The following is a 22,826-nucleotide window of genomic DNA, read 5'->3' on the forward strand; positions in this document are numbered from 1 at the left end:
TCAAGATTAGTCACGCGAGGGAAAGGGCGCAAATTGAACCTCGCTATATCCCGATGAAATACATTGCGCCCCGCTATCCCTCATCCGTGACCGGGCATCAGGTCTCGACACGGAAACCGATCTTCAGACCCACCTGGAAATGACCAATGTTGCCGTCCTCGACATGGCCACGACATTGCGTGACCTCGAACCAGTCCTTGCTGGCGACATCGGCCAATGCCAGCAGCTTGCGTAGGAATGCGTGCGAGGACGAGAGATACGGAAGACGCCCGTTTTTGCTGCGCAGCAAATTTCGGTGAAGCGGTCGCCCGTGGCAGCGACGAAAGGATGAGCAAAAGGATTGCCCTACTTCAACCCTGCCCCGCTTCCTACAAAAATTTAAGTGCAACTGCACCTGTTGCAGCGCAACCAAACCGGCTAATATTCCATCATCTGGATTGCCAAAACGTTCATATCGCCCCAGTCCGACCTGTTGTCATTGGCCGGCTGATGAGGTCGCAGGACGGGCGATCCCGCCCGCCGTCGAAGTGCCAGGCGGGCCTGCACGAGATTTTCATCCCTTGGAGATCATCATGTCGCAACTCAACCCTGGCGTTACCGGCACCCTGCCTGCAGCGGCTCCTGTCAAGGTCATCAGCGCACCGCCCGAAGACCTGCAACACGTCAACGCCGATGCCGATGCAGCCCGCAACCTGACTGCCATCCGCATTCGCGGGCAACTGGCGGAACTGGACGTGGAGCATCAGCGGGCCTGAGGCTGTCATCGGGTGCTGCGTTTTTTGACCTGAAGCTTCATGCACGTCACGGCCGGAATCGTGAGGGGCGCCTGCCCTGAGCGGTTCCGGCCGTTTTCTTTTCTTTTCCTTCATCTCGCCGCAAACCGCCGTCCCATGGCTCAGCGCAAGCCGAGGCGCTTGGCCAGGCGGTTCAGGTTGGCCCGGTCCACGCCCAGCTCGCGGGCGGTGGCCGCCAGATTGCCATCGTGACGCTGCAGGCTGTCGCTGACCAGCTTGCGCTCAAAGCGCTCCACGGCCTCGCGCAAGCCTGTCACTGGCGGCGCCGCACGGCCTGGCGCGACGCCCAGGCCATTCTCGGGCTGGGCGATGGGCGCGATCGGAGGGTGATCCAGTTCCAGTGACTGCGCATCGAGCGTCAGGATGCGCGGCCGCTGCGGCTGCGAGGCCAGCGCCCGCAAGGCGCTGCGACCGACGAGGTGCTCCAGTTCGCGGATGTTGCCGGGCCAGGAATAGTCCAGCAGCGCGCGCTGCGCATCGGCCGACAGGCGCAGGCTGGACAAGCCCAGCCGCGCCCGGTTCTGCTCCAGGAAATAGCCCGCCAGCAGCAAGACGTCGCGGCCGCGCTCGCGCAGCGGCGGCACGCGGATGGGAAAGACGGAAAGCCGATGATAGAAATCCGCCCGGAAATGGCCGCGCTTGACCTCCTCGGCCAGGTCGCGGTTGGTGGCGGCGATCAGGCGCACGTCCACACGATGCTCACGGTCCGAGCCGACGCGCTGCAACTGCCCGCTCTGCAGCACGCGCAGCAGCTTGGCCTGCACCGCCAGAGGCAGTTCGCCCACTTCATCCAGGAACAGGGTGCCGCCATCGGCCATCTCGAACTTACCGCGCCGGTCGGCCACCGCGCCCGAGAAGGCGCCGCGCACGTGACCGAACAGTTCGCTTTCCACCAGAGTGTCGGGCAAGGCGGCGCAGTTCAGGCTGATCATGGGCTTGTGGGCGCGCGGCGAGGCAGCATGCAGGGCATGCGCCACCAGCTCCTTGCCGGTGCCGGTTTCGCCGCTGACCAGAACCGTCATGTCGCTGGGGGCGGCCATGCGGATCTCCTCCATCAGCTGCCGGTGAGCGGCACTCTGGCCGATCAGTTCGCGCTTGCCCCGGCTTTCTTCCAGCCCCAGCCGGTAGGCTTCGGCGCGCTGGCGCGCCTGCTCGCCGGCCTGCGCCAGCTCATCGATGCGCCCGGCCACGTTCACCGTGGCCGCTGCCAGCGCGGCAAAGGCTTGCAGCGAGGCCATGTCCACCCCGTCGAAACGGCCGGCGCCCAGCGCATCGAGCGTGACCAGCCCCCAGGGACGGCCATTGACGGCCAGCGCGCAGCCCATGCAATCGTGCACTTCCAGTGCGCCCGAGTGGACATCGTTCAAGCCATCGACCAGACCATCGTAGGGGTCCGGCAAGGGCGAGTCGGCCGGAAAGCGCGTCGGCACCGCGTTGGCCAGCAGCACGCCGAAGCGCGGGTGATCGGCGATGCGGAAGCGCCGGCCCAGGGTATCGCCGGAGAGCCCGTCGATGGCCAGCGGCACCAGCACGTCCCCTTCCAGCCGCAACAAGGCGGCGGCATCGCAGGGAAAGAGCGTGCGCAAGGTCTGCAACAGGCGGCGGTAACGCTCGCGGTCATCGATCTGGCGCGAAAGATCGGCGACCAGGGGGAGCAAGGCGTCCAGCAAGGCTTTTGAGGTCATATTGACTACTCATTGATGAATTTGAAGTCATTATGACACAGGTCACAATCACTCCCTTGCTTTGCAAGTCATTGATTTTATTGGCAGCAAGGCGTGGCACGGCTTTTGTATTAAGGAGAGTGATCCGGACATTCCGGCACATCCACACTCTCCTGAAAGGTTCAGCATGCTTACCGATGCCCAACTCGCCATCGTCAAATCCACCGTCCCCCTGCTCGAATCCGGCGGCGAGGCGCTGACCACCCATTTCTACAAGATGCTCATGCGCGACTATCCGCAGGTGCATCCGCTGTTCAACCGCGCGCACCAGGCCAGCGGCGACCAGCCACGGGCACTGGCCAATGGCGTGTTGATGTACGCGCGCCACATCGATCGCCTGGAAGAACTGGGCCCGCTGGCCGCGCAGATCATCAACAAGCACGTGGCCGTACAGGTGCTGCCGGAACACTATCCCATGGTCGGCGACTGCCTGCTGCGCGCCATCCGCGAAGTGCTGGGCGCGGAGATCGCCACCGATGCCGTCATCGACGCCTGGGCCGCCGCCTATGGCCAGCTGGCCGACATCCTGATCGGTGCCGAGCGCCAGCAATATGACGCCAAGGCCGCCGCACCCGGCGGCTGGCGCGGGGCGCGCAATTTCGTGGTCACGCGCAAGGTGGCCGAGAGCGAGGAAATCACGTCTTTCTATTTCATGCCCCAGGATGGCGGCGCCCTGCTGGACTTCGAACCCGGCCAGTACATCGGCCTGCGCATGGTGGTCGACGGGCTGGAACAGCGCCGCCAGTATTCGCTGTCGGCGCCGCTGCGCCAGAACGGCCAGCCGCTGCAATATCGCATCAGCGTCAAGCGCGAAGCAGAGGGCAAGGTGTCGCGCCAGCTGCATGACCAGATCCACGTCGGTTCGGTGGTGGAACTGTTCCCGCCGGCAGGCGACTTTACCCTCACGGCCAGCGACAAGCCGCTGGTGCTCATCAGCGGCGGTGTGGGCATCACGCCCATGATGACCATGCTGGCGGCGGCATTGCCTGGCGGCCGTCCGGTGCATTTCATCCATGCCGCGCGCCACGGTGGCGTGCAGGCCTTCCGCCGCGAACTGGAAGCACTGGCGGCACAGCATCCGCAACTGCGGCTGCACTTCTGCCATGAACAGCCACGCGCTGGCGATCCTGCAGCGCATGCCACTGGCTTCATCAATGCAGCGCTGCTGCAGCAGTGGCTTCCTGCCACGCGTGATGTCGACGCCTATTTCGTCGGACCCAAGCCCTTCATGAAGACCATCAGGCAGGCACTGGACGAACTGGGCGTACCGGCGGCGCAGAGCCGATATGAATTCTTCGGACCGGCTGCAGCACTGCAATAAGCGCCCGGACGGGCGGCGGCACGGCCACCACCCGCCCGAGCGCGGCAAGAGTCCCGCAAGAGTCGACATGAAACTATTTATAAAAATTTACCTGTCCCACGCCGGACGATCCGCCGAAGATTGATCTTCGACAAGTTTTCCGCGACGCAGCAAATGCTATCCTGAGCGCTCCCCCTCCTCCGCCGAAAGACCGCCATGAGCGAAAAGCTGAGCGCCGAGCGCCATACCCCCGATGAGCTGACCCAGGAACTGGAATCGCTGGACCTGGAAATCGTCCGCTGCGCCGTGATCTGCCAGGTGCGCCTGTTTGATCCCGGCGTATTGAACCAGGTGATGGACAACAACGATCAAGTCTGCGGCCAGGCCCATCCGATCGCTTTCCAGAGCCTGCGCGGGCTGCTTTATCTGCATTTCGACATGCACAGGCAACTGGCCCAGACCTACGGCAGCCACGACGCCGAAGAGATCATCCGGCGCGTACAAGATCACTTGCGCCCGCGCATCGGCGACCAGTTGGGCCAGCTCTTCGACGCGGGCGGCCCCGCCGCCTGATCAGGCCACCAGCCGCTCTCCCAGGCTGGCGCCGGCGGCAAAGTCGCTGAGGTTGGCAATGGTGGTCTGCATGATCTGGCCGATGGCTTCTTCGGTGAAGAAGGCCTGATGGCCGGTCACGATCACGTTGGGGAAAGACACGAGACGCTGAATCACGTCGTCGGTGATGATGGTCGAGGACAGGTCCTGGAAGAACAGGCTGGCTTCCTGCTCGTAGACATCGATGGCCAGGCCGCGCAACTGGCCGCTCTTCAAGGCGGCAATCGCGGCTTCGGTATCGACCAGCCCGCCGCGGCTGGTATTGACCAGGATGCAGCCCGGCTTGGCGCCGGCCAGGCTCTGCGCGTTGACCAGGTAGCGGGTGGACTCGATGAGCGGGCAATGCAGCGAGATCACGTCACTGGCCGCAAAGAGCTCTTCCCTGCTGACATAACGGCCACCCAGGGCCTCGAACTGCGCATTGCGATGCACGTCGCTGCCCAGCACCGTGCAGCCGAATCCGGCCATGATGCGGGCAAAGAGCGCGCCGATCTTGCCGGTGCCGATCACGCCCACGGTCTTGCCGTGCAGGTCGAATCCCATCAAGCCTTCCAGCTCGAAATTGCCTTCACGCGTACGCATGCTGGCGCGGGCAATCTTGCGGTTGACCGCCAGCAGCAGGCCCACCGCAAACTCGGCCACCGAATAAGGTGAATAATCGGCCACGCGCGCCACCGTCATGCCCAGCCGCCGCGCGGCCTGCGTATCGATATGGTTGAAGCCGGTCGAGCGCGTGGTGATGAAACGCACGCCCAGCGCGGCCAGCCGTTCCAGCACGGCGGCGCCGAGGTCATCGTTGACGAAGGCCGCCACGGCCTCGCAGCCGTTGGCCAGTTGCGCGGTGCTGCTGTCCAGGCGGTCTTGCAGGAAGACCAGTTCATGCCCGGCGCCGGCAGACGCATTGGCGCGCGAGAGCAGGGTCTGGTCATAACGGCGGGCGCTGTAGACGGCGGTTTTCATACGGACCTTTCATGGATGAGCTATATAAGGTGAAGTCACGCACCATGTCGCATTGCACCATATCTCGCGCTGCTTCACCTTGATGCAACGCAGCTTGTCGCGCGGACCGCTTTTGTGAAGGATTTGGCGGCGAAAGCTTTCATCCAGCTATCGAAAAAACCGATATTTGCATGTGCAACGCCGCAAGACGGTGCATCGGCCAGGTTTCGGGCATAGAATCGGCGGCGCAATAGCTGTCCCACAAAAAAAGATCCTGACACAAGCTGCCGCAGGGCAGTACGAGACAGGCGCAAGACCGGGTGCAACACGGTCCGCCCTACAGATAACGAGGCACATATCATGACGACATCCACTTCTTCGCCGTCGAAGTTTTCCACGGTGCTGCGCGTAACGAGCGGCAATTTCATGGAAATGTTCGATTTCTTCCTGTTCGGTTTCTACGCGACGCACATCTCGAAGGCCTTCTTCCCCAGCGGTAACGAGTTCGCCTCGCTGATGCTGACCTTCATGACCTTCGGCGCCGGCTTCCTGATGCGTCCGCTGGGCGCCATCATCCTGGGCGCCTACGTGGACCGCGTAGGCCGCCGCCAGGGCCTGATCGTGACCCTGGCCCTGATGGCGCTGGGCACCATGCTCATCGCCTTCGTCCCCTCCTACGCCACCATCGGTGCGCTGGCTCCGCTGCTGGTGCTGATCGGCCGCCTGCTGCAAGGCTTCTCGGCCGGTGTGGAACTGGGCGGCGTGTCGGTCTACCTGGCTGAAATGGCCACGCCCGGCAACAAGGGCTTCTATGTGAGCTGGCAGTCGGCCAGCCAGCAGGTCGCCATCATCGTGGCTGCGGCCATCGGCTACATGCTCTCGACCTCGCTGACCCCGGCCGAGGTCGGTGACTGGGGCTGGCGCATTCCCTTCTTCATCGGCTGCCTGATCGTGCCGGTGCTGTTCGTGATCCGCCGCTCGCTGCAGGAAACCGAAGAGTTCCTGCGCCGCAAGCATCGTCCCAGCACCGGCCAGATCTTCCGCTCGATGATCGAGAACTGGAAGCTGGTGATTGCCGGCATGATGCTGGTGTCGATGACCACCGTGTCGTTCTACCTGATCACGGTGTACACCCCGACCTTCGGCAAGAACGTCCTGAAGCTCTCCACCGAGGCCAGCCTGATCGTGACCTTCTGCGTGGGCCTGTCCAACTTCATCTGGCTGCCCATCATGGGCGCGCTGTCGGACCGCATCGGCCGCCGTCCCATCCTGGTGACCTTCACGGTGCTGACCATCCTGACCGCCTATCCGATGGTGAACTGGCTGGTGCATGATGCCACCTTCGCCAAGATGCTGATCGTGGAACTGTGGCTGTCCTTCCTGTACGCCAGCTACAACGGCGCCATGGTGGTCGCGCTGACCGAAGTGATGCCGGCCGAGGTGCGTACTGCGGGCTTCTCGCTGGCCTACAGCCTGGCTACGGCAGTGTTTGGCGGCTTCACCCCGGCCATTGCGACCGGCCTGATCGAATATACCCACGACAAGGCTGCGCCTGGCCTCTGGATGAGCACGGCGGCCGTGTGCGGGTTGATCGCTACCCTGATCCTGTATCGCAACAAGGCGGCACGGCAGGCAGTGACGGCCTGAGGCGGGTTTTGGCAATAGCTATTGAGACGGGCCGCGGATGACGCGGCCCTTTTTTTATGGCGGCCCTGAAACGCAGCCTTTCGCTTAGCGCACCGAGGCCAAGGGCAGGAACAGTGTCAGCGGCGCATCCTGCAAGGCGACGAAACCATGGTGCCGGTAAAAGGCCGCTGCCTGGACGTCTTTGGCATCGACCACCATCACTGCGCCCGGTATCTCGGTGGCGATAGCGCGGTACAAGGCGTTGACCAGCAGAGCGCCCCCGAGGCCACGGCCTTTGAATTCGTGGTCCACGGCCAGACGCCCCAGACGGATGGCAGGGATGGCGCCATAGCGGGGCAACTTGCGGCGCAGCGCCTCAGACAGGCGCGCCAGTGGAACGCTGGCACTGGCCAGGGTGTAAAAGCCGGCCACGCGCTGTTCGTCGTCCACGGCCACAAAGCAGGCAGCGACGCGGCGGCGAATATCCTGAGTGACCTGTTCGCGCAGGTAGCGATTCAATGCGGGCGAGCCGCATTCAAAGCGACTGCGGTCGTGAAGTGCGGTATCGAGCGCCGTCACCAGGAACGGCGGGCGCGTCATTCTTCGCTACGCAGCAGTTTGCCATGACGCGCCATGGCGCGCCGCAATGCCGCCGAGGGCGGCGGCGGTGACAGAAGAGCGTCGGCGAAGCGCTGCTGGTCTTCCAGCGACAAGCGGATCACTTCTGCCTGTTCAATGGCCCGCTGCGCCGCTTCCTGGACTGCCGCGACAACGAAGTCCGTCAACGTCCGCCCTTCGATCTCGGCGGCGCGCTTGAGCAATTGCTGCAATTCGGGACTGATCCGGGCTTCCAGCCGGGCGGTTGAAACGGCGGGCATCGTGAATTCCTCCTTGGACGGGATTGTACGGCAAATCGCCGGACACTGACGAAAAGTGAACGCATGACAATAACAGAGCGACCGGAGATAAATGAAAGCGGGGAGCCAATCAAGGCAAAAGCAAAAATTTCTTCAAGTCTTATATAAGAGTTGAAGCATTTCGCCCCGCTTAGGAGTAAACTACCGCTGTTTTTTGCCGCGGCCTTCTGGCAGCAGTACGCCAGCCATGCCGCCCCGGGAGACGAGTTTCCACGCAGCACAGCCGACAAGGAGATGGCGCCAGTCCAGGCCGACAGAGCCCGGGCGGTTCATCCGGCGCTGCGGGGATCGCACCAAAGCACATCAACACACCAACGCAAGGACATCATCGTGACTACTGGCAACCCGACCATCATCTATACGCTGACCGACGAGGCACCCTATCTGGCGACCCACTCGCTCTTGCCCATCGTCAAGAAGTTCACCGCCGCCGCTGGCATCGACGTCGTGGAAAGCGATATCTCGGTGGCTGCGCGTATCCTGGCTGAATTCCCGGAGTACCTCACCGATGAGCAGAAAGTCCCCGACAACCTGGCCGCACTGGGCGCCCTGACCCAGAGCCCGGAAGCCAACATCATCAAGCTGCCCAACATCAGCGCTTCGATCCTGCAACTGCAAGCGGCCATCCGCGAACTGCAGGCACGCGGCTACAAGCTGCCCGACTATCCGGAAAATCCGACCACCGAAGAAGAGAAGGCCCTGCAAAAGCGCTACGCCAAGGTCACCGGCAGCGCCGTGAACCCGGTCCTGCGCGAAGGCAACTCGGACCGCCGCGCGCCCAACGCCGTCAAGAACTACGCCCGCAAGCACCCGCACTCGATGGCCAAGTGGTCCATGGCTTCGCGCACCCACGTGGCGCATATGCACGGCGGCGACTTCTACGCTGGCGAAAAGAGCCTGACACTGGACAAGGCCGTGGACGTCAAGATGGATCTGGTCACCAAGTCCGGTGAAACCATCGTCCTGAAGCCGAAGATCTCGCTGCAGGCCGGCGAAATTATCGACAGCATGTTCATGAGCAAGAAGGCCCTCTGCGCCTACTACGAAGAGCAGATGCAGGATGCCTTCGAGACCGACCTGCTGTTGTCGGTGCACGTCAAGGCCACCATGATGAAGGTCTCGCACCCCATCGTCTTCGGCCACGCCGTGCGCACCTACTACAAGGACACCTTCACCAAGCATGCCAAGCTGTTCGCCGAGATCGGCGTGAACCCCAACAACGGCATGTCCGCCGTCTACGAAAAGATCAACACCCTGCCCGAAGACAAGAAGGCAGAAGTGCTGGCCGACCTGAAGGCTGATGAAGCCAAGCGCCCGCGCCTGGCCATGGTGGATTCCGCCAAGGGCATCACCAACCTGCACGCCCCCAACGACGTGATCGTCGACGCCTCCATGCCGGCCATGATCCGCGCTGGCGGCAAGATGTGGAACGCCGCCGGCAAGACCGAAGACACCAAGGCCCTGCTGCCGGAATCGACCTTCGCCCGCATCTATCAGGAGATGATCAACTTCTGCAAGACCAACGGTGCCTTCGACCCGACCACCATGGGCACCGTGCCCAACGTCGGCCTGATGGCCCAGAAGGCCGAGGAATACGGTTCGCACGACAAGACCTTCGAAATCGCCCAAGCCGGCGTGGCGCGCATCGTCACCCTGGATGGCCAGGTGCTGCTGGAGCAGAACGTCGAAGAAGGCGACATCTGGCGCATGTGCCAGGTCAAGGACGCCGCCGTGCGTGACTGGGTGAAGCTGGCCGTGACCCGCGCCCGCCTGTCCGGCATGCCGGCCGTGTTCTGGCTGGACCCGTACCGTCCGCACGAAGCCGAACTGATCAAGAAGGTCAACACCTACCTGAAGGATCACGACCTGACCGGTGCCGACATCCAGATCATGTCGCAAGTGCGCGCAATGCGTTACACCCTGGAACGCGTCATCCGTGGCCTGGACACCATCTCCGTGACCGGCAACATCCTGCGCGACTACCTGACCGACCTGTTCCCCATCATGGAACTGGGCACCTCGGCCAAGATGCTGTCGATCGTCCCGCTGATGGCCGGTGGCGGCATGTTCGAAACCGGTGCCGGTGGCTCCGCGCCCAAGCACGTGCAACAGCTGGTCAGTGAAAACCACCTGCGCTGGGATTCGCTGGGCGAGTTCCTGGCCCTGGCCGTGTCCATCGAAGACGTGGGTATCAAGACCGGCAACGCCCGTGCCAAGATCCTCGCCAAGACTCTGGATGCTGCCACCGGCAAGCTGCTGGACAACAACAAGTCGCCCTCGCCCAAGACCGGTGAGCTGGACAACCGTGGCAGCCACTTCTATCTGGCCCTGTACTGGGCACAGGAACTGGCCGCGCAGAAGGACGACGCCGAACTGGCCAAGCAGTTCGCGCCGCTGGCCAAGGCACTGGCTGAGAACGAGCAGAAGATCGTCGAAGAGCTGAACTCGGTGCAGGGCAAGGAAGTCGATATCGGCGGCTACTACATGCCGGACCGCGCCAAGACCTTCGCCGTGATGCGTCCGAGCGCCACGCTGAACCAGGCGCTGGAAACGCTGTAAGGCGTTGCTGCCTGAGGGAGGGTGAATGCATCACCCTCCCGCGCAAAAAAGCCAAGGCCGCGAATGAAAATTCGCGGCCTTTCCGTTTTACGGGCATCAGGTGGATGAGGCCGGCGGATGCGCTCTACCGTTCGGACTGAGTAGTCGGACGCGTGCGGCGTATCGAAGGAGCAAGGACGGCGCGCCTTCGATACGCGGCATGGCCGCTACTCAGGACGAACGGTGAGTGGGGCATCATCGTGCTGCAATGTGCCATCTCACCCTTCAAGCATCCCCGAGCAAAAAGTTGCGCCGCACATCAAGTTCCTCCCCCTCGCTGGCCGTCTCATCCTTCAAGGCCACGCCGGACAGCGCGCGCTGGTGCGCCTGCGCCATCAGGTAATGCAGCTTGTAGGCTGCCTCCGGGTAAGGCAAACCTTCCGGCCGCACATTGGAGATGCAATTGCGGCTGGCGTCGGTCAGCCCGCGTGAAGGCATCCAGGTCAGATAGAGTCCCATGCTGTCGGGCGAACTCAGTCCCGGCCGCTCGCCGATGAGGATCACGACCAGCTTTACGCCCATCAGCTCGCCGATCTCATCGGCCACCGCCACCCGCCCCTGCTGCACGATCACCGGCGGTGCCATCGACCATCCCTCGGGCGCAATCCGCCGCATCACCTCGGCCAGGAATGGCGCAGCATTGCGCACGATGGCCAGGGCCGACAATCCATCGGCGATCACGAAGCCCACATCGAAGCGCCGTTGCGGCGCGGTGCCGAAACGGTCAAGCAGTTGCTGGCGCGATTTTTCCGACAGCCTGCGCCCGAAGTCCGGCCGCTGCAGGTAGACCAGCCGATCCGCTGCGGCACTCTGCACATCCAGTACCTCTTGCGCCGGGCAGATGCCCTGCTCCTGCAACTGATCCTTGAGCGCAGCCACATCTAACGGCAGATGCACGGCATCGCGCGCCTGCGCGTGCGCCAGCTGGAAAGCCAGTTGTGGCGCGGTCGGCAGGCTCACGCCGCTCCGTCCCAACGCGATGCGCGCGGCGGTAAACCGGCGCAGTGCCTCCCACGGATTGGCCGTGACGTTTTCTGCACCGGGGCTGACGTTTTTTGCACCTTGCGGTGACATGTCGTGGTCGTCCATGGTCATTGCAGCCGCAGCAAGGTGTCACGAAAACCGGGCGGCATATCGGCGTGCAGGCGAAATGCCTCACCCTCGCCGGGCTGGTTGAAGATCTGCATCCGGTGCAGCCAGGCCTCGAATTCCGGTGCCGGCCGCGAACCCAGTACCCGCCTTGCATACAGGGCATCGTGGAAGGAAGTGGTCTGGTAATTCAACATGATGTCATCCGAACCGGGGATGCCCATGACGAAGGTACAGCCGGCCACGCCCAGCAAGGTCAGCAGCACATCCATGTCGTTCTGGTCCGCCTCGGCGTGGTTGGTGTAGCAGACGTCGCAGCCCATGGGCAGGCCCAGCAGCTTGGCGCAGAAATGATCTTCCAGTCCGGCGCGGATGATCTGCTTGCCGTCGTAGAGATATTCCGGTCCGATGAAGCCGACCACGGTATTGACCAGCAGGGGCCTGAAGGCCCGCGCCACCGCGTAGGCGCGCGCCTCGCAGGTCTGCTGGTCGATGCCGTGATGCGCATTGGCCGACAGCGCGCTGCCCTGCCCGGTTTCGAAATACATCACGTTGTCGCCCACGGTGCCGCGCTTGAGCGACAGCGCGGCCTCACGCGCCTCGCCGAGCATGGCGAGGTTGATGCCAAAGCCGCGATTGGCCGCCTCGGTCCCGGCAATGGACTGGAACACCAGGTCCACCGGCGCGCCGCGCTCGATGGCCGCAATCGTGTTGGTGACGTGGGTCAGCACGCAGGATTGCGTAGGAATTTCGTAGCGCGCGATCACATCGGCCATCATGCCGACCAGCTTCACCACCTGCGGCACATTGTCGGTAGCGGGATTGATGCCGATGACCGCATCACCGTTGCCATACAACAAGCCATCGAGCATGCTGGCCGCGATGCCGCTGGCGTCATCGGTGGGATGATTGGGCTGCAGGCGGGTGGACAGTCGTCCCGGCAGCCCGATGGTGTTGCGAAACGCCGTGACCACGCGGCACTTCTTGGCCACCAGAATCAGATCCTGATTGCGCATGATCTTGCACACGGCAGCAGCCATCTCAGGCGTGATACCCGGCGCGAGGGCCGCCAGCACGGCGCTGTCCGTGTCATCGGCCAGCAGCCAGTTGCGGAAATCGCCCACGGTCAGGTGTGCAATGCGCGCAAACGCGGCGCGGTCATGGCTGTCGAGGATGAGGCGGGTGACCTCATCCTCTTCATAAGGGATCAGGGGCTCTTCCAGAAACGTCTTCAGCGGCAGCCCGGCCAGTGCCATCTGCGCAATGGCGCGCTCCTCTGCGCTGCCCGCTGCGACACCGGCCAGCAGATCACCGGAACGCGCCGGACTGGCCTTTGCCATCAACTCCTTGAGATCACGAAACACGTAGCTGGCGCTACCCACGCTGTGCCGGAAACGCTGTTCGGCCATGATGATGCTCCTCCTGATTCACCGCCGCCTTGCCGATCAGCTGGTCAGCAGTTGCGGTGCCGTCTTGCCATACTTGATGCTGGTTTCCGCCGGCAGCCAGTTGCCGGTCGACTCCTGGCGTCCCTGCAGCAGGAAACGCGGCGTGGCCGCACTGATCTGCTCGGCCGCGAGCTTGGACAATTCGCCGATCTTGCCGTTCTTCATGCGGTTGACGATCAGCCCGTAGCGGGTCTCGGGGAAATCACGCAGCATATCGTAGTCGCCATCGCTGTCGCCTGCCACGAACAAGGGCCCATAGCCCTTCTGCTTCACCAGCACCTGCCTGATGGCGACCGTCTTGCCCGGTCCCCAGGTCAATGGCCAATCCTTGAGATAGGCATTGCGGAACACCTGGCCATTGCGTTCCAGACGCAGGCCGATGACGTTCTCGCGGCTCACGCCGTAGCCATACTTGGGATGCGTGGCAAAGACCGCCACCACATCCTCCAGCGAGGCGGTACAGACATAGACGTCGATACCGTTGCGGCGCAGGGCGTCCATGAGGGTGGCGATTTCAGTGCACAGGCGGATGCCATGGAAGTGCGATACGCTCACCACGCCCGCCCTGCCCGCGCGGTCGGCCGGGCTGGTGTACTTGACCTTGGTCAGCGCCGCACCCAGCGCAGCATCATTGGAGGCTTCGGCCAGCGCACTCACCTCGGCCACGCTCATGTTGGCGAAGAAGTAGATCACCCAGGGATAACCGACGGCCACGCCATGGGTATCGTTGACGGCCTCATAGAGATAGTAGAGCTTGGCGCGGAAGTCCTGGAACTCCGGCGTGGCCGTCACTTCCTCGAGGCTCTTGCTGCCGGCCATGCCCTTGTAGCTGGCGTAGAGAAAGGCGTAATCGGCATCGAGGTCGGCACAGATCGCCTCCAGGTCGACGATGTTGCCGGCCGCATTCTTGAAGTCCTTGCTGAAAGGCCCCGGCGGCACGTTCTGGCGCGTGATGGCGGCGAATTCGGGCGGCGTCAGCTTGAAGGACAGCGTATTGATCTGGTACATGAAGAGTGCTTCTTCACAGTCATTCATGATGCTGGTGTTATCCCAGTCAAACACGGCATAGGGACGCTTGCCGCTCTGGTAGCCCGCTGCCAGCTTGCCATGATCGGCAATCATCTGCGCCACCAGATCATGATTGCGCGCGGCCCACTTGGCGTGGTCCAGCGCCACCTCGGCACGTGCGGCCGCCTGGCCGGGGGTGGCAACGGCGCCCAGCGCGCCGCCGGCAGCAGCGGCCAGCAGGCCGCCCAGGAAGCCCCGGCGCTTCAACACGGGCGTAGCGGATACGGTCGTCGGTTTGTGTTTGTTGTTCATGATGGCCTTATCGAAATATCGGGATAAAAGATTTATACGATTTATATCGTTCAGAATTCAGCGACCGCCGCCGCACCCTCGGCACGCTGCCGCGCCGTCGCCAGGAACCAGGCATAGCCCAGCGCCAGCAAGGCCACGAAGATGCCGAAGATCAGCGGGTTGTAGTAGATCATGGTGGCCATGCAGACCAGCGCACCGAAGAGCGCAAAGGCCGGGAAGTAGGGATACAGCGGCGCCCGGAAAGGCCGCTCCAGCCCGGCTTCGGCGCGACGCAGACGGAACAGCGACAGCATCGAGAGGATGTACATCAGGATCGCGCCGAACACCGACATGGTGACGATGTTGGCAGTCAGCGTCTGGCCGCCGATGGTGATCAGTTCATCGCTGTAGATGGCGGCGATACCCACCACGCCACCGGCCAGGATGGCCCGGTGCGGGGTCTTGAAGCGCGGATGAACACGGGCGAAATACGCCGGCAGATAAGCCTCGCGGGCCAGCGCAAAGATCTGGCGCGAGTAGCCCAGGATGATGCCGTGGAAGGAAGCCACCAGCCCGAACAGGCCCAGCCAGACCAGCATGTGCAGCCAGTTGCTGTTGCCGCCGACGATCAGCTTCATGGCCTGCGGCAGCGGATCGTTGATGTTAGCCAGCTTGGTCCAGTCACCCACGCCACCGGCGAAGAGCATCACGCCAACGGCCAGCACCACCAGGGTCAGAATCCCGGTGATGTAGGCAATCGGAATGGAACGCCTGGGGTCCTTGGCCTCTTCAGCCGCCATGGCCACGCCTTCGATGGCCAGGAAGAACCAGATCGCAAACGGAATCGCCGCGAACATGCCCGGCACCGCCGCCAGGCTGAAGCCATCGCTGCCGGCCCATCCGCCCTTGGTGAAATTGGCCAGCGAAAAACCCGGCGCCACCACGCCCATGAAGACCAGCAACTCGAAGATCGCCAGCAGGGTCACGAAGAGTTCAAAGGTGGCCGCGATCTGCACCCCGACGATATTGAGCGTCATGAAGACGAGGTAGGCTCCCAGCGCCGCCAGTTTGGGATCGATATTGGGGAACTGCACATTGAGATAAGCCCCGATGGCCAGCGCGATGGCCGGTGGTGCGAAGACGAATTCGATCAGCGTCGCCGCCCCTGCCAGGTAACCGCCGACCGGCCCGAAAGCGCGCTTGCTGTAGGCAAACGGCCCGCCTGCATGGGGAATGGAGGTGGTCAGCTCGGTAAAGCTGAAGATGAAGGTGGCATACATGGCTGCGATGAACAGCGCCGTCACCGTAAAGCCGAGCGTGCCCGCGCTGGCCCAGCCATAGCTCCAGCCGAAGTATTCGCCGGAAATCACCAGCCCGACCGCAATGGCCCAGAGCTGCAGGGTAGACAGGACGGGCTTGAGCGTATGACCTTGCCCTGAAGAGCTTGCATTCATTGAATTCTCCTGTTGGCGCGAGAGGGTGTAGCCGCAGCATGGCGGCCATTGTTGTTTGGCTTGCGGGCATGGCGCTTGCTTGATGGACGTCAATGCGCTGCCCTCGCCAAGCAATATAGCAACCGCATATCGGGCGGCGTTATCGAAATTCGGCAAACCTGCGCGGCTTACCGGTCGCCGGTCGTTCAAGGAGTCGTCCCATGTCTTCTGTTTTCCTGTCCCAGGCTGACACAGCTGCCACGCACAAGCACCGCGCATTGCGCACCGCCGTTGCGCGCGACGTGGATGAGCATGCCCACAACCTCACCGACTGGGAACAGCGCTACAACCAGATCACCTGCGGCAGCTTCGAAGGCGTGCTGCAGGAGTGGCAGAGCAGCGGCCTGCAGATCTTCCGCGAGGCCAGCAGCCGTGCCGTGCGGCAATCCTGTCAGGTATGGCCGCACGCCTACTGGTTCGGCATCGAGGTACGTACCAGCGGCATGCGCATCAATGGCCGCCAGGTGGGCGAGGATGTGGTGATGACGCGGCCGGGCGCCTGCGAATTCGAACTGGTGACGCCCGATGCGCATGAGATCTACGGCATCGTGGTCCAGCGCGATGCCTTGCAGGCCAGCGCCACGCGGCTGGGTTGCCAGCCCGACTGGCGCCGCCTGGGCCAGGCCGAACTGCTGAAGGTGGACCATCAGGGTCTGCAGGACTGCCGCCAGCACATCCATAGCCTCCTCACACTGGCCGCCCAGGCCAGCGGTGCGCAGGCCCATGCCGCGCTGCAACTGCGCCAGGAAGCCGTGCTGGTTGCGCTGCTGGCCATGCTCGATGAGGGCGAGATCGAGGCCGAAGCGGGCGCGAGCTTCCTGCGCCGGCGCCGCATCGTCAACGATGCCCGCGAGTTCGCCATGGCCCATCAGGATAGTCCGGTGACCGTGCCGATGCTGTGCGAAGCGGTCCACGTAAGCCGCCGCACGCTGCAATACTGCTTCGAAGATGTGCTGGGCATGAGCCCCATGCATTACCTGCGTTCGCTGCGCCTGAACGGCGTGCGCCGGGCACTGTGCCAGGGCGATGGCAGCCAGGCCGTGGGCAGCATCGGCGACATCGCGGCAGCCTGGGGCTTCGCCAATTTCAGCCAGTTTTCTTGCGACTACAAGAAACTGTTCGGGCAAACGCCCTCGGCCATGCTGCAGGCTCGCACCCGGCACTGAGCCAGGCGGGCGCTGTCCGCACGCCGGCCCGGCATATTCTGTATGTATGCATGTGCATGCGAGCCTACACCTGAACATATGGCAAGTTTATCCGCCCTGCTGCTCGCTGCCGCGTTGTCTCTACCTGTCCTGATGGCCCAGGCCGCCTCTCCGCCGCCACGCCAGGCGTTCTCCACGGCGGCCCCACTCCCTACACCCTGGCCGTCTACGCCAATGCCGAGCTGGGCCAGCTTCCCGCCATCGCAAGCCCGTTCGGCCCAGCACTGAAGCACTGGCGGCGATGCCGTAGAGACGGCACAATGTCCGCTTTGCGAGCGAATGAGAACCCGCGATGACGGCCAGCCAAGACGACATTTTCTCTCTGGAAAAATTCGAGTACCTCTGCTACGCCCGCCAGCAGGAACCGGCCGCACGCGAACTGGTGCGGCTGCTGCAGCTGATCGACCGCCAGTATGGCCAGCTGGCCGGCAGGTTTTCGCTGCAGGTCTCTGCGGCCGTGACCCAGGCCGAGCTGGAACAGCACATGCTGACCCGCCTCACCAGCGCCATCTCGGCCTTGCTGTCGGACCCGAGCTTTCATCTCAGCCCCAGCGGCTTTGGCCAGCTCATCCACTTCCAGCGCTGGCTGGCGGCACTCTTCGGTGCCAGCCATTTCATCAACGCCGATCACATCCTGCGCTCGCTCAATTTTGGCGGTCCGCAATCGGAGGTGTTCGAGGTCAAGCCGTTGGACCTGGTGAAATTCTGCCTGCTCTATTCGCCCGAATCCGAATTGCCGCTCGATGTGGAAGCACTCTGGGCGCAGAACAAACCGCTGGCCGCGGCACTGTTCTTGGCACTGATGTCGCCGCGCTTTCTCGGCACGCCGGCCGCGCACGGCAAGCGTGAGGCACTGCTGCAATGGCTGCCAGACCGGCTGCATGAACTGGAGTCGCTGGAGGGCTTGCCGGTGGGCGTGCTGCACGACGTCTACATGCATTGCAGTTACGCCGACCTGCCGCAGCGCCACCGCATCAAGGCAGCCATCAACCAGTTGCTGGTCAAGAAGCTTCACGCCGAGGGGCTGCATGATCTCACGCATGCGGGTGAGGCACGTGTGAATGGCAAGCCGGTGATGCTGGTGCTGCTGGAATGGTTTTCGGGTGGCCATTCGATCTATCGCACCCACTCCAAGACGCTGGAAGCGGCGCGCCGCCATTTCCACGTGGTCGCCCTGGGCTATGCCGCCAATACGGATGAACTGGGCCGGGCGGTCTTCGATGAATTCATCACGCTGGAACAGCCGGGCGAACTGATGACCAGCCTGCGCAGTGTGCGCGAGATTGCACAGGCACGCCGGCCGCGCGTGTTCTACATGCCCAGCGTGGGCATGTTCCCCATCACCATGTTCGCCGCCAACCTGCGCGTGGCGCCCTTGCAGGTGGCGGCGCTGGGCCACCCGGCCACCACGCATTCGCCGCGCATCGACTACATCAGCGTGGAGGAGGATTTCGTCGGCGACCCCGCCTGCTTCAGCGAACCCTTGCTGCGCCTGCCCGCCGATGGCCAGCCTTATCGCCCCACCGCCATTCCCTTCGCCGTGCCGCGCCTGGAGCGGCGCGACCAGGCAGTGGTGAACGTGGCCATTGCGGCCACCACCATGAAACTCAATCCGCGCTTCCTGATGGCGTGCCAGCGCATCGTGGAATTGGCAGCTCAGGTGCCCGAGGGCCGGGCGCGCCAGGTGCGCCTGCACTTCCTGGTGGGCCAGGCGCAGGGGCTGCTCTATCCGCAACTGCAGCGGCTGATCCTGCGTTACCTGCCCACGGCGCAGGTCTATCCGCACCAGCCCTACCAGCAGTACCTGTCGATCTTCAACCAGTGCGACATGTTCCTGTCGCCGCTGCCCTTCGGCAATACCAACGGCATCATCGATGCCTTCACCGTGGGCTTGCCGGGCATCTGCAAGACCGGCCCGGAAGTCTTCGAGCACATCGATGAAGGGCTGTTCCGCCGCGTCGGCCTGCCGGACTGGACCATCGCCGCCACCCTGGACGACTACATCCTGGCCGCCGTTCGCCTGGCCACCGATTATGCCGAACGCAGTGCGCTCTATGCCTTGCTGGCTGATCCGCAGGCGATGCAGCCGCTGTTTGAAGGCCGTCCGGAATCGCTGGGGGATGCGCTGGTGGCACTCTGCAAGGAGCCGCCCGCGCACTGAGGAGTCAGGCAGGCAGGACGGGGGCCGCCTGTTCGGGCGGCAATGCGGTCAGCACTGGCAGGCCGAGGGCCTCACGCCGTTGCTGGCATGCGGGATTGGGCTGACCATCGGCCTGCCAGGGAGAAAATTCGCGGCAGGGACTGGGCCGCTGGGCGTAGATGCTGCATCCCACGCCCGGCCGGCCGAGTTCGCCGACCAGCGCGATGCAGCGGCCATGGCCTTTTTCCGTGCCCTTCATGCAGGCCAGCGTGTCATTGATCTTGCTGGTCAGTTCTACCGGCACCATGCCGCCCAGTCCATCGCTAAGCTCACCGCAATAGAAGGACACGCGGAAGTGCGCACAGCAGCCTCCGCAGGAAGTGCAAGGATTGTCGGGGGAGTCGGCCATGTCGGTGAAGAGGCGGTCTTCATCGATGATCCAGTGGAGGGCGGTGTTTGCAGACATGTAAAACCGAAGACAGAAATCATCATTGATACGAAAATCACTGCCGTCCATTATCCCGTTTTCAGGTGAAAGATCGCAACGGGTCCATCTTTCGCACTTGCGCCAATGAGCGATCCCGGCTTGACCGACACCTGAGGTTTGACCCGGGAAGATGTCGTCGCACAACTTTTAGTCCCGTGCATCAATCCTTGTTTGCCTCTGCCTGCAGGTGCCATCGAATTCTGGACGCCACCGCCCTCCCAAGAGAAGGCGCAAGCGATAAAACAATCCCGTTAGGCAGACCAGACATACCGAAGCCTGTTCAGCTCCCCTTGCGCTCCTTGAACACCGGCACGAACATGTCATGCCACACCGCCGGCTTGGTCTTGATGGTACCGGCTTTGCTCATGAAGACCACGTACTGCATGATGTCCACCGGCGTGGTGGTGAACTCGGTGCCGGGATCGGCCAGCATCTGTTCCACTTCTTCCTGCGGCAGCTTCAGCTTGGACACGCGCAGGAAAATCTCGGCCGCACCCTTGCGGTTCTTGGCGATGTAGGCATTGGCCTCTTCCTGCGCGGCCATGAAGGCCTGGGTCAGCCTGGGATTCTTGTCGGTAAAGGACTTCAGGGCGAACACCACATCGATGGTGATGTGGCCCAGCACGTCGGTGGAGTTCAGCACGCGGGTGATGCCGGGCGCCTTGGCTTCCTGGTAGGAGAACGGCGGCGAGGTGAAGTGGGCAGTGATCTCGGTCTTGCCCGAGACCAGCGAGGCCATCGCTTCCGGATGCGACAGACTCACCGTCAGCGGGTCCAGCTTGGCATAGTTCTCGATGCCGAAGGTCTTGGCCGCCGCCATCTGCAACAGCACCGCCGACAGCGAGGTCTTGATGCCCGGGATGGCGATCTTGTCCTTGGGCGTGAAGTCCTTCAGCGACTTGACGTTCGGGTTGTTGGTATTGAGCCAGAGCGGCGAAGTCGACAGCGCACCCAGCCCCACCACTTCCGAACGCGGAATGCCGTGCGCCTTGGACCACAGCGTCACGAAGCCCGGCGCACCGGTGCCGGCGATATCGAGATTGCCGGCCAGCATGGCGTCATTGATGACGTTGCCGCCGTCGAGCAGCACCCACTTGGTCTTGACCTCGCCCAGGCCCATGGCCTTGGCATGCTTCTCCACCAGGTTCTGGTCGCGGATCACCATCAGCGGCAAATACAGCAGGCCATAGCCGTGCGAGATCCGCACTTCCTGGGCTTCGGCATGTGCCGTGCCGGATACCCCGGACAGCGCCAGGGCGCTGGCCAACATCAGGCTGGTAAAGGTACGTCGTTGCATTGTTGTCTCCTGAAGGTCGTCAGTTTATCGGTCTTGTATGGGTTGTTGCATAGTGATGTATGGTTCGCGTGGACCTTGTATGCAGACAAGGCCCCACGGCTCAGTGCTGCATGCCCCAGCGGCGGATGGTGCGCTTCTCGATCTGGGCGAAGATCAGGTTCTCCACCACCAGGCCGATGATGATCACGAAGAACAGGCCCGAGAAGACATTGGCCGTTTCCAGCTGGTTGCGGTTTTCGAAGATGTACCAGCCCAGGCCTCCCGCCCCCGACGACACGCCAAAGACCAGCTCGGCTGCGATCAGGGTCCGCCAGGCGAAGGCCCAGCCCACCTTCAGCCCCGTGAGGATGCTCGGGAAGGCTGCGGGAATGAGGATAGACTTCACCAGCGAGAAGCGGCGCAATCCATAGTTCTGGCCGACCATGCGCAGCGTGTTGGACACCGCACGGAAGCCGCCATGCGTATTGAGCGCCACCGCCCACAGCACCGAGTGCACCAGCACGAAGATGATGCTGCCGGTGCCCAGACCGAACCAGATCAGCGCCAGCGGCAAGAGCGCAATGGCCGGCAGCGGATTGAACATGGAGGTCAGCGTCTCCAGCAGGTCGTTGCCGATGCGCGAGCTGATGGCCACCGTCGTCAGCAGCCCGGCCAGCAGGATGCCCAGGCCATAACCGACCAGCAGCGTCTGCATCGACACGGCCGCGCGCTGCAGCAGCACGCCGCTGCCGATACCGGAGAGGAAGGCTTGCACCGTCTCGCTGAAGCTGGGGAAGAGCAAGGCATTGTCCAGCCAGCGGCCATAGACTTCCCAGATCAGGGCCAGCACCAGCAGGATCACGGTCTTGCGCAGCCAGCCCAGGCGATAGAGGGATTCAAAGGTCGACAGCGGGCGCTGGACTTCGGCGGTGGCATCAGGATTGGGGTCCACCAGGATTTCCGGGCGGACGAAGGGCAGATTGGTTTGCATGATGAAGTCTCCTGCGCGGCTCAGTGGTGGGCGAACAGCATGTCGTTGATGCGGCTTTCCAGCTCGGCCTGGGCGGCCGTCCCCAGCTGGCCGGGAGCGATGCTGTTGAGTTCGGCGCGGACCTGGCCGGGATGGGGCGTGAGCAGCAGGATGCGGGTGCCCACGCGGATCGCTTCTTCAATCGAGTGGGTCACGAAGAGCACCGTGAACTGGGTGTCGTCCCACAGGCGCAGCAGCTCGTCCTGCATCTTACGGCGGGTGAGCGCATCGAGGGCGGCGAAGGGTTCATCCATGAGCAGCACGTCCGGCTCCATGGCCATGCCACGGGCGATGGAAACCCGCTGCTTCATGCCACCGGAAAGCATGTGCGGATAGCTGTCGATGAACTTGGCCAGGCCGACCTTGCCGATGTAGTACTCGGCACGTTCGGCGGCAGCACGGCCTTGCAGGCGGCCGCTGGCGTGCAGCGCGAATTCGACGTTCTGGCGCACCGTCTTCCAGGGCAGCAGCTGGTCGAATTCCTGGAACACCATCATGCGGTCCGGACCGGGTTCATGCACTTCCCTGCCCTTGAGACGGATCGCCCCCGAGGTCGGCTGCAGGTAGCCGCCGATGGCCTTCAACAGCGTGGACTTGCCGCAGCCCGATGGGCCCAGCAGGATGTAGCGGTCGCCCGGATGGACATTGAAACTGACGTTCTGGGTGGCCGTGACCAGCGAATCGGTGGTCTTGTATTGCAGGGTGACGCGATCGATTTCCAGCAGCGGACGGGCGGGGTCGAGGATCGCCGCGCCTTGGGCAGGGTCGCTCATGCAAGTCTCCAAATGATTTATAAAAATTATTTATGCTGGAACGGATGCTAGGCCGCCAAGCTGTAACCAATCTGAC

General features: G+C 63.1%; 20 protein-coding genes. 7 read left to right on the plus strand and 13 right to left on the minus strand.

Going from position 1 to position 22,826, the window contains the following annotated elements:
* Nucleotides 1-97: 97 nt before the first annotated feature.
* Nucleotides 98-289, minus strand: coding sequence for a dodecin family protein (locus AACH55_RS13525; RefSeq protein ID WP_338715051.1), 192 nt, complete (start codon nucleotides 287-289; stop codon nucleotides 98-100).
* A gap of 283 nt (nucleotides 290-572) precedes the next feature.
* On the opposite strand from AACH55_RS13525, the gene AACH55_RS13530 reads away from it, so the two are divergent.
* Entirely contained in the window at nucleotides 573-755 is a 183-nt protein-coding gene (locus AACH55_RS13530) for a hypothetical protein (RefSeq protein WP_338715052.1), read from the plus strand.
* Between the two features lie 140 nt (nucleotides 756-895).
* On the opposite strand, the gene norR is transcribed toward AACH55_RS13530, so the two are convergent.
* A complete protein-coding gene (norR, locus tag AACH55_RS13535) occupies nucleotides 896-2,479 on the minus strand; it encodes a nitric oxide reductase transcriptional regulator NorR (RefSeq protein ID WP_338715054.1) in 1,584 nt (527 codons plus the stop codon).
* Nucleotides 2,480-2,645: 166 nt separating this feature from the next.
* Here norR and hmpA point away from each other — a divergent pair, with 166 nt between their 5' ends.
* Nucleotides 2,646-3,839, plus strand: coding sequence for an NO-inducible flavohemoprotein (hmpA, locus tag AACH55_RS13540; RefSeq protein ID WP_338715056.1), 1,194 nt, complete (start codon nucleotides 2,646-2,648; stop codon nucleotides 3,837-3,839).
* 195 nt (nucleotides 3,840-4,034) lie between these two features.
* Nucleotides 4,035-4,391 (plus strand): hypothetical protein, encoded by a 357-nt coding sequence (locus AACH55_RS13545; protein ID WP_338715057.1) that lies wholly within the window; start codon nucleotides 4,035-4,037, stop codon nucleotides 4,389-4,391.
* On the opposite strand, the gene AACH55_RS13550 is transcribed toward AACH55_RS13545, so the two are convergent.
* Nucleotides 4,392-5,390 (minus strand): 2-hydroxyacid dehydrogenase, encoded by a 999-nt coding sequence (locus AACH55_RS13550; protein WP_338715058.1) that lies wholly within the window; start codon nucleotides 5,388-5,390, stop codon nucleotides 4,392-4,394.
* A gap of 339 nt (nucleotides 5,391-5,729) precedes the next feature.
* Between AACH55_RS13550 and AACH55_RS13555 the strand changes: the two genes are divergently transcribed.
* Complete coding sequence (locus AACH55_RS13555; protein WP_338715059.1) at nucleotides 5,730-7,016, plus strand: MFS transporter; 1,287 nt, start codon at nucleotides 5,730-5,732, stop codon at nucleotides 7,014-7,016.
* Between the two features lie 84 nt (nucleotides 7,017-7,100).
* Here AACH55_RS13555 and AACH55_RS13560 read toward each other — a convergent pair whose 3' ends face one another.
* On the minus strand, nucleotides 7,101-7,595 hold the full coding sequence (locus AACH55_RS13560; protein ID WP_338715060.1) for a GNAT family N-acetyltransferase: 495 nt from the start codon (nucleotides 7,593-7,595) through the stop codon (nucleotides 7,101-7,103).
* On the minus strand, nucleotides 7,592-7,873 hold the full coding sequence (locus AACH55_RS13565; protein ID WP_338715062.1) for a DUF1778 domain-containing protein: 282 nt from the start codon (nucleotides 7,871-7,873) through the stop codon (nucleotides 7,592-7,594). The genes AACH55_RS13560 and AACH55_RS13565 overlap by 4 nt, the downstream gene beginning before the upstream one ends.
* Nucleotides 7,874-8,242: 369 nt before the next feature.
* Between AACH55_RS13565 and AACH55_RS13570 the strand changes: the two genes are divergently transcribed.
* Complete coding sequence (locus AACH55_RS13570; RefSeq protein ID WP_338715063.1) at nucleotides 8,243-10,471, plus strand: NADP-dependent isocitrate dehydrogenase; 2,229 nt, start codon at nucleotides 8,243-8,245, stop codon at nucleotides 10,469-10,471.
* 264 nt (nucleotides 10,472-10,735) lie between these two features.
* Here AACH55_RS13570 and eutC read toward each other — a convergent pair whose 3' ends face one another.
* From eutC to eat, 4 genes are read right to left on the minus strand one after another with little or no spacing between them, the layout of a single operon-like run.
* Complete coding sequence (gene eutC / locus AACH55_RS13575) at nucleotides 10,736-11,605, minus strand: ethanolamine ammonia-lyase subunit EutC (RefSeq protein WP_338715064.1); 870 nt, start codon at nucleotides 11,603-11,605, stop codon at nucleotides 10,736-10,738.
* Nucleotides 11,602-13,008 carry an ethanolamine ammonia-lyase subunit EutB gene (locus AACH55_RS13580; protein WP_338715066.1) on the minus strand — a complete coding sequence of 469 codons (1,407 nt, stop codon included), beginning with the start codon at nucleotides 13,006-13,008 and terminating at the stop codon, nucleotides 11,602-11,604. Before AACH55_RS13580 ends, eutC begins: the two co-directional genes overlap by 4 nt.
* Before the next feature lie 36 nt (nucleotides 13,009-13,044).
* The gene (locus AACH55_RS13585) at nucleotides 13,045-14,367 is read right to left on the minus strand and encodes an HAD family hydrolase (protein ID WP_338715067.1); all 1,323 of its coding nucleotides are present in this window, start codon (nucleotides 14,365-14,367) and stop codon (nucleotides 13,045-13,047) included.
* Nucleotides 14,368-14,417: 50 nt separating this feature from the next.
* Entirely contained in the window at nucleotides 14,418-15,800 is a 1,383-nt protein-coding gene (eat, locus tag AACH55_RS13590; protein WP_338715068.1) for an ethanolamine permease, read from the minus strand.
* Between the two features lie 200 nt (nucleotides 15,801-16,000).
* Here eat and AACH55_RS13595 point away from each other — a divergent pair, with 200 nt between their 5' ends.
* Nucleotides 16,001-17,005: a helix-turn-helix domain-containing protein gene (locus tag AACH55_RS13595; protein ID WP_338715069.1), complete on the plus strand. Its 1,005-nt coding sequence runs from the start codon at nucleotides 16,001-16,003 to the stop codon at nucleotides 17,003-17,005.
* A gap of 331 nt (nucleotides 17,006-17,336) precedes the next feature.
* Nucleotides 17,337-19,205: a peptide transporter gene (locus AACH55_RS13600; protein WP_338715071.1), complete on the plus strand. Its 1,869-nt coding sequence runs from the start codon at nucleotides 17,337-17,339 to the stop codon at nucleotides 19,203-19,205.
* 4 nt (nucleotides 19,206-19,209) lie between these two features.
* Here AACH55_RS13600 and AACH55_RS13605 read toward each other — a convergent pair whose 3' ends face one another.
* The 4 genes from AACH55_RS13605 to AACH55_RS13620 form a co-directional block, all read right to left on the minus strand.
* A complete protein-coding gene (locus AACH55_RS13605) occupies nucleotides 19,210-19,650 on the minus strand; it encodes a YkgJ family cysteine cluster protein (RefSeq protein WP_338715072.1) in 441 nt (146 codons plus the stop codon).
* Nucleotides 19,651-19,951: 301 nt separating this feature from the next.
* Nucleotides 19,952-20,968 (minus strand): ABC transporter substrate-binding protein, encoded by a 1,017-nt coding sequence (locus AACH55_RS13610; protein WP_338715074.1) that lies wholly within the window; start codon nucleotides 20,966-20,968, stop codon nucleotides 19,952-19,954.
* A 100-nt stretch (nucleotides 20,969-21,068) separates the two neighbouring features.
* Nucleotides 21,069-21,938 carry an ABC transporter permease gene (locus AACH55_RS13615; protein WP_338715076.1) on the minus strand — a complete coding sequence of 290 codons (870 nt, stop codon included), beginning with the start codon at nucleotides 21,936-21,938 and terminating at the stop codon, nucleotides 21,069-21,071.
* 20 nt (nucleotides 21,939-21,958) lie between these two features.
* On the minus strand, nucleotides 21,959-22,750 hold the full coding sequence (locus AACH55_RS13620) for an ABC transporter ATP-binding protein (RefSeq protein WP_338715077.1): 792 nt from the start codon (nucleotides 22,748-22,750) through the stop codon (nucleotides 21,959-21,961).
* Nucleotides 22,751-22,826: the final 76 nt, after the last annotated feature.

The organism is Herbaspirillum sp. DW155, assembly GCF_037076565.1.
Classification (GTDB): Bacteria; Pseudomonadota; Gammaproteobacteria; order Burkholderiales; family Burkholderiaceae_D; genus Herbaspirillum.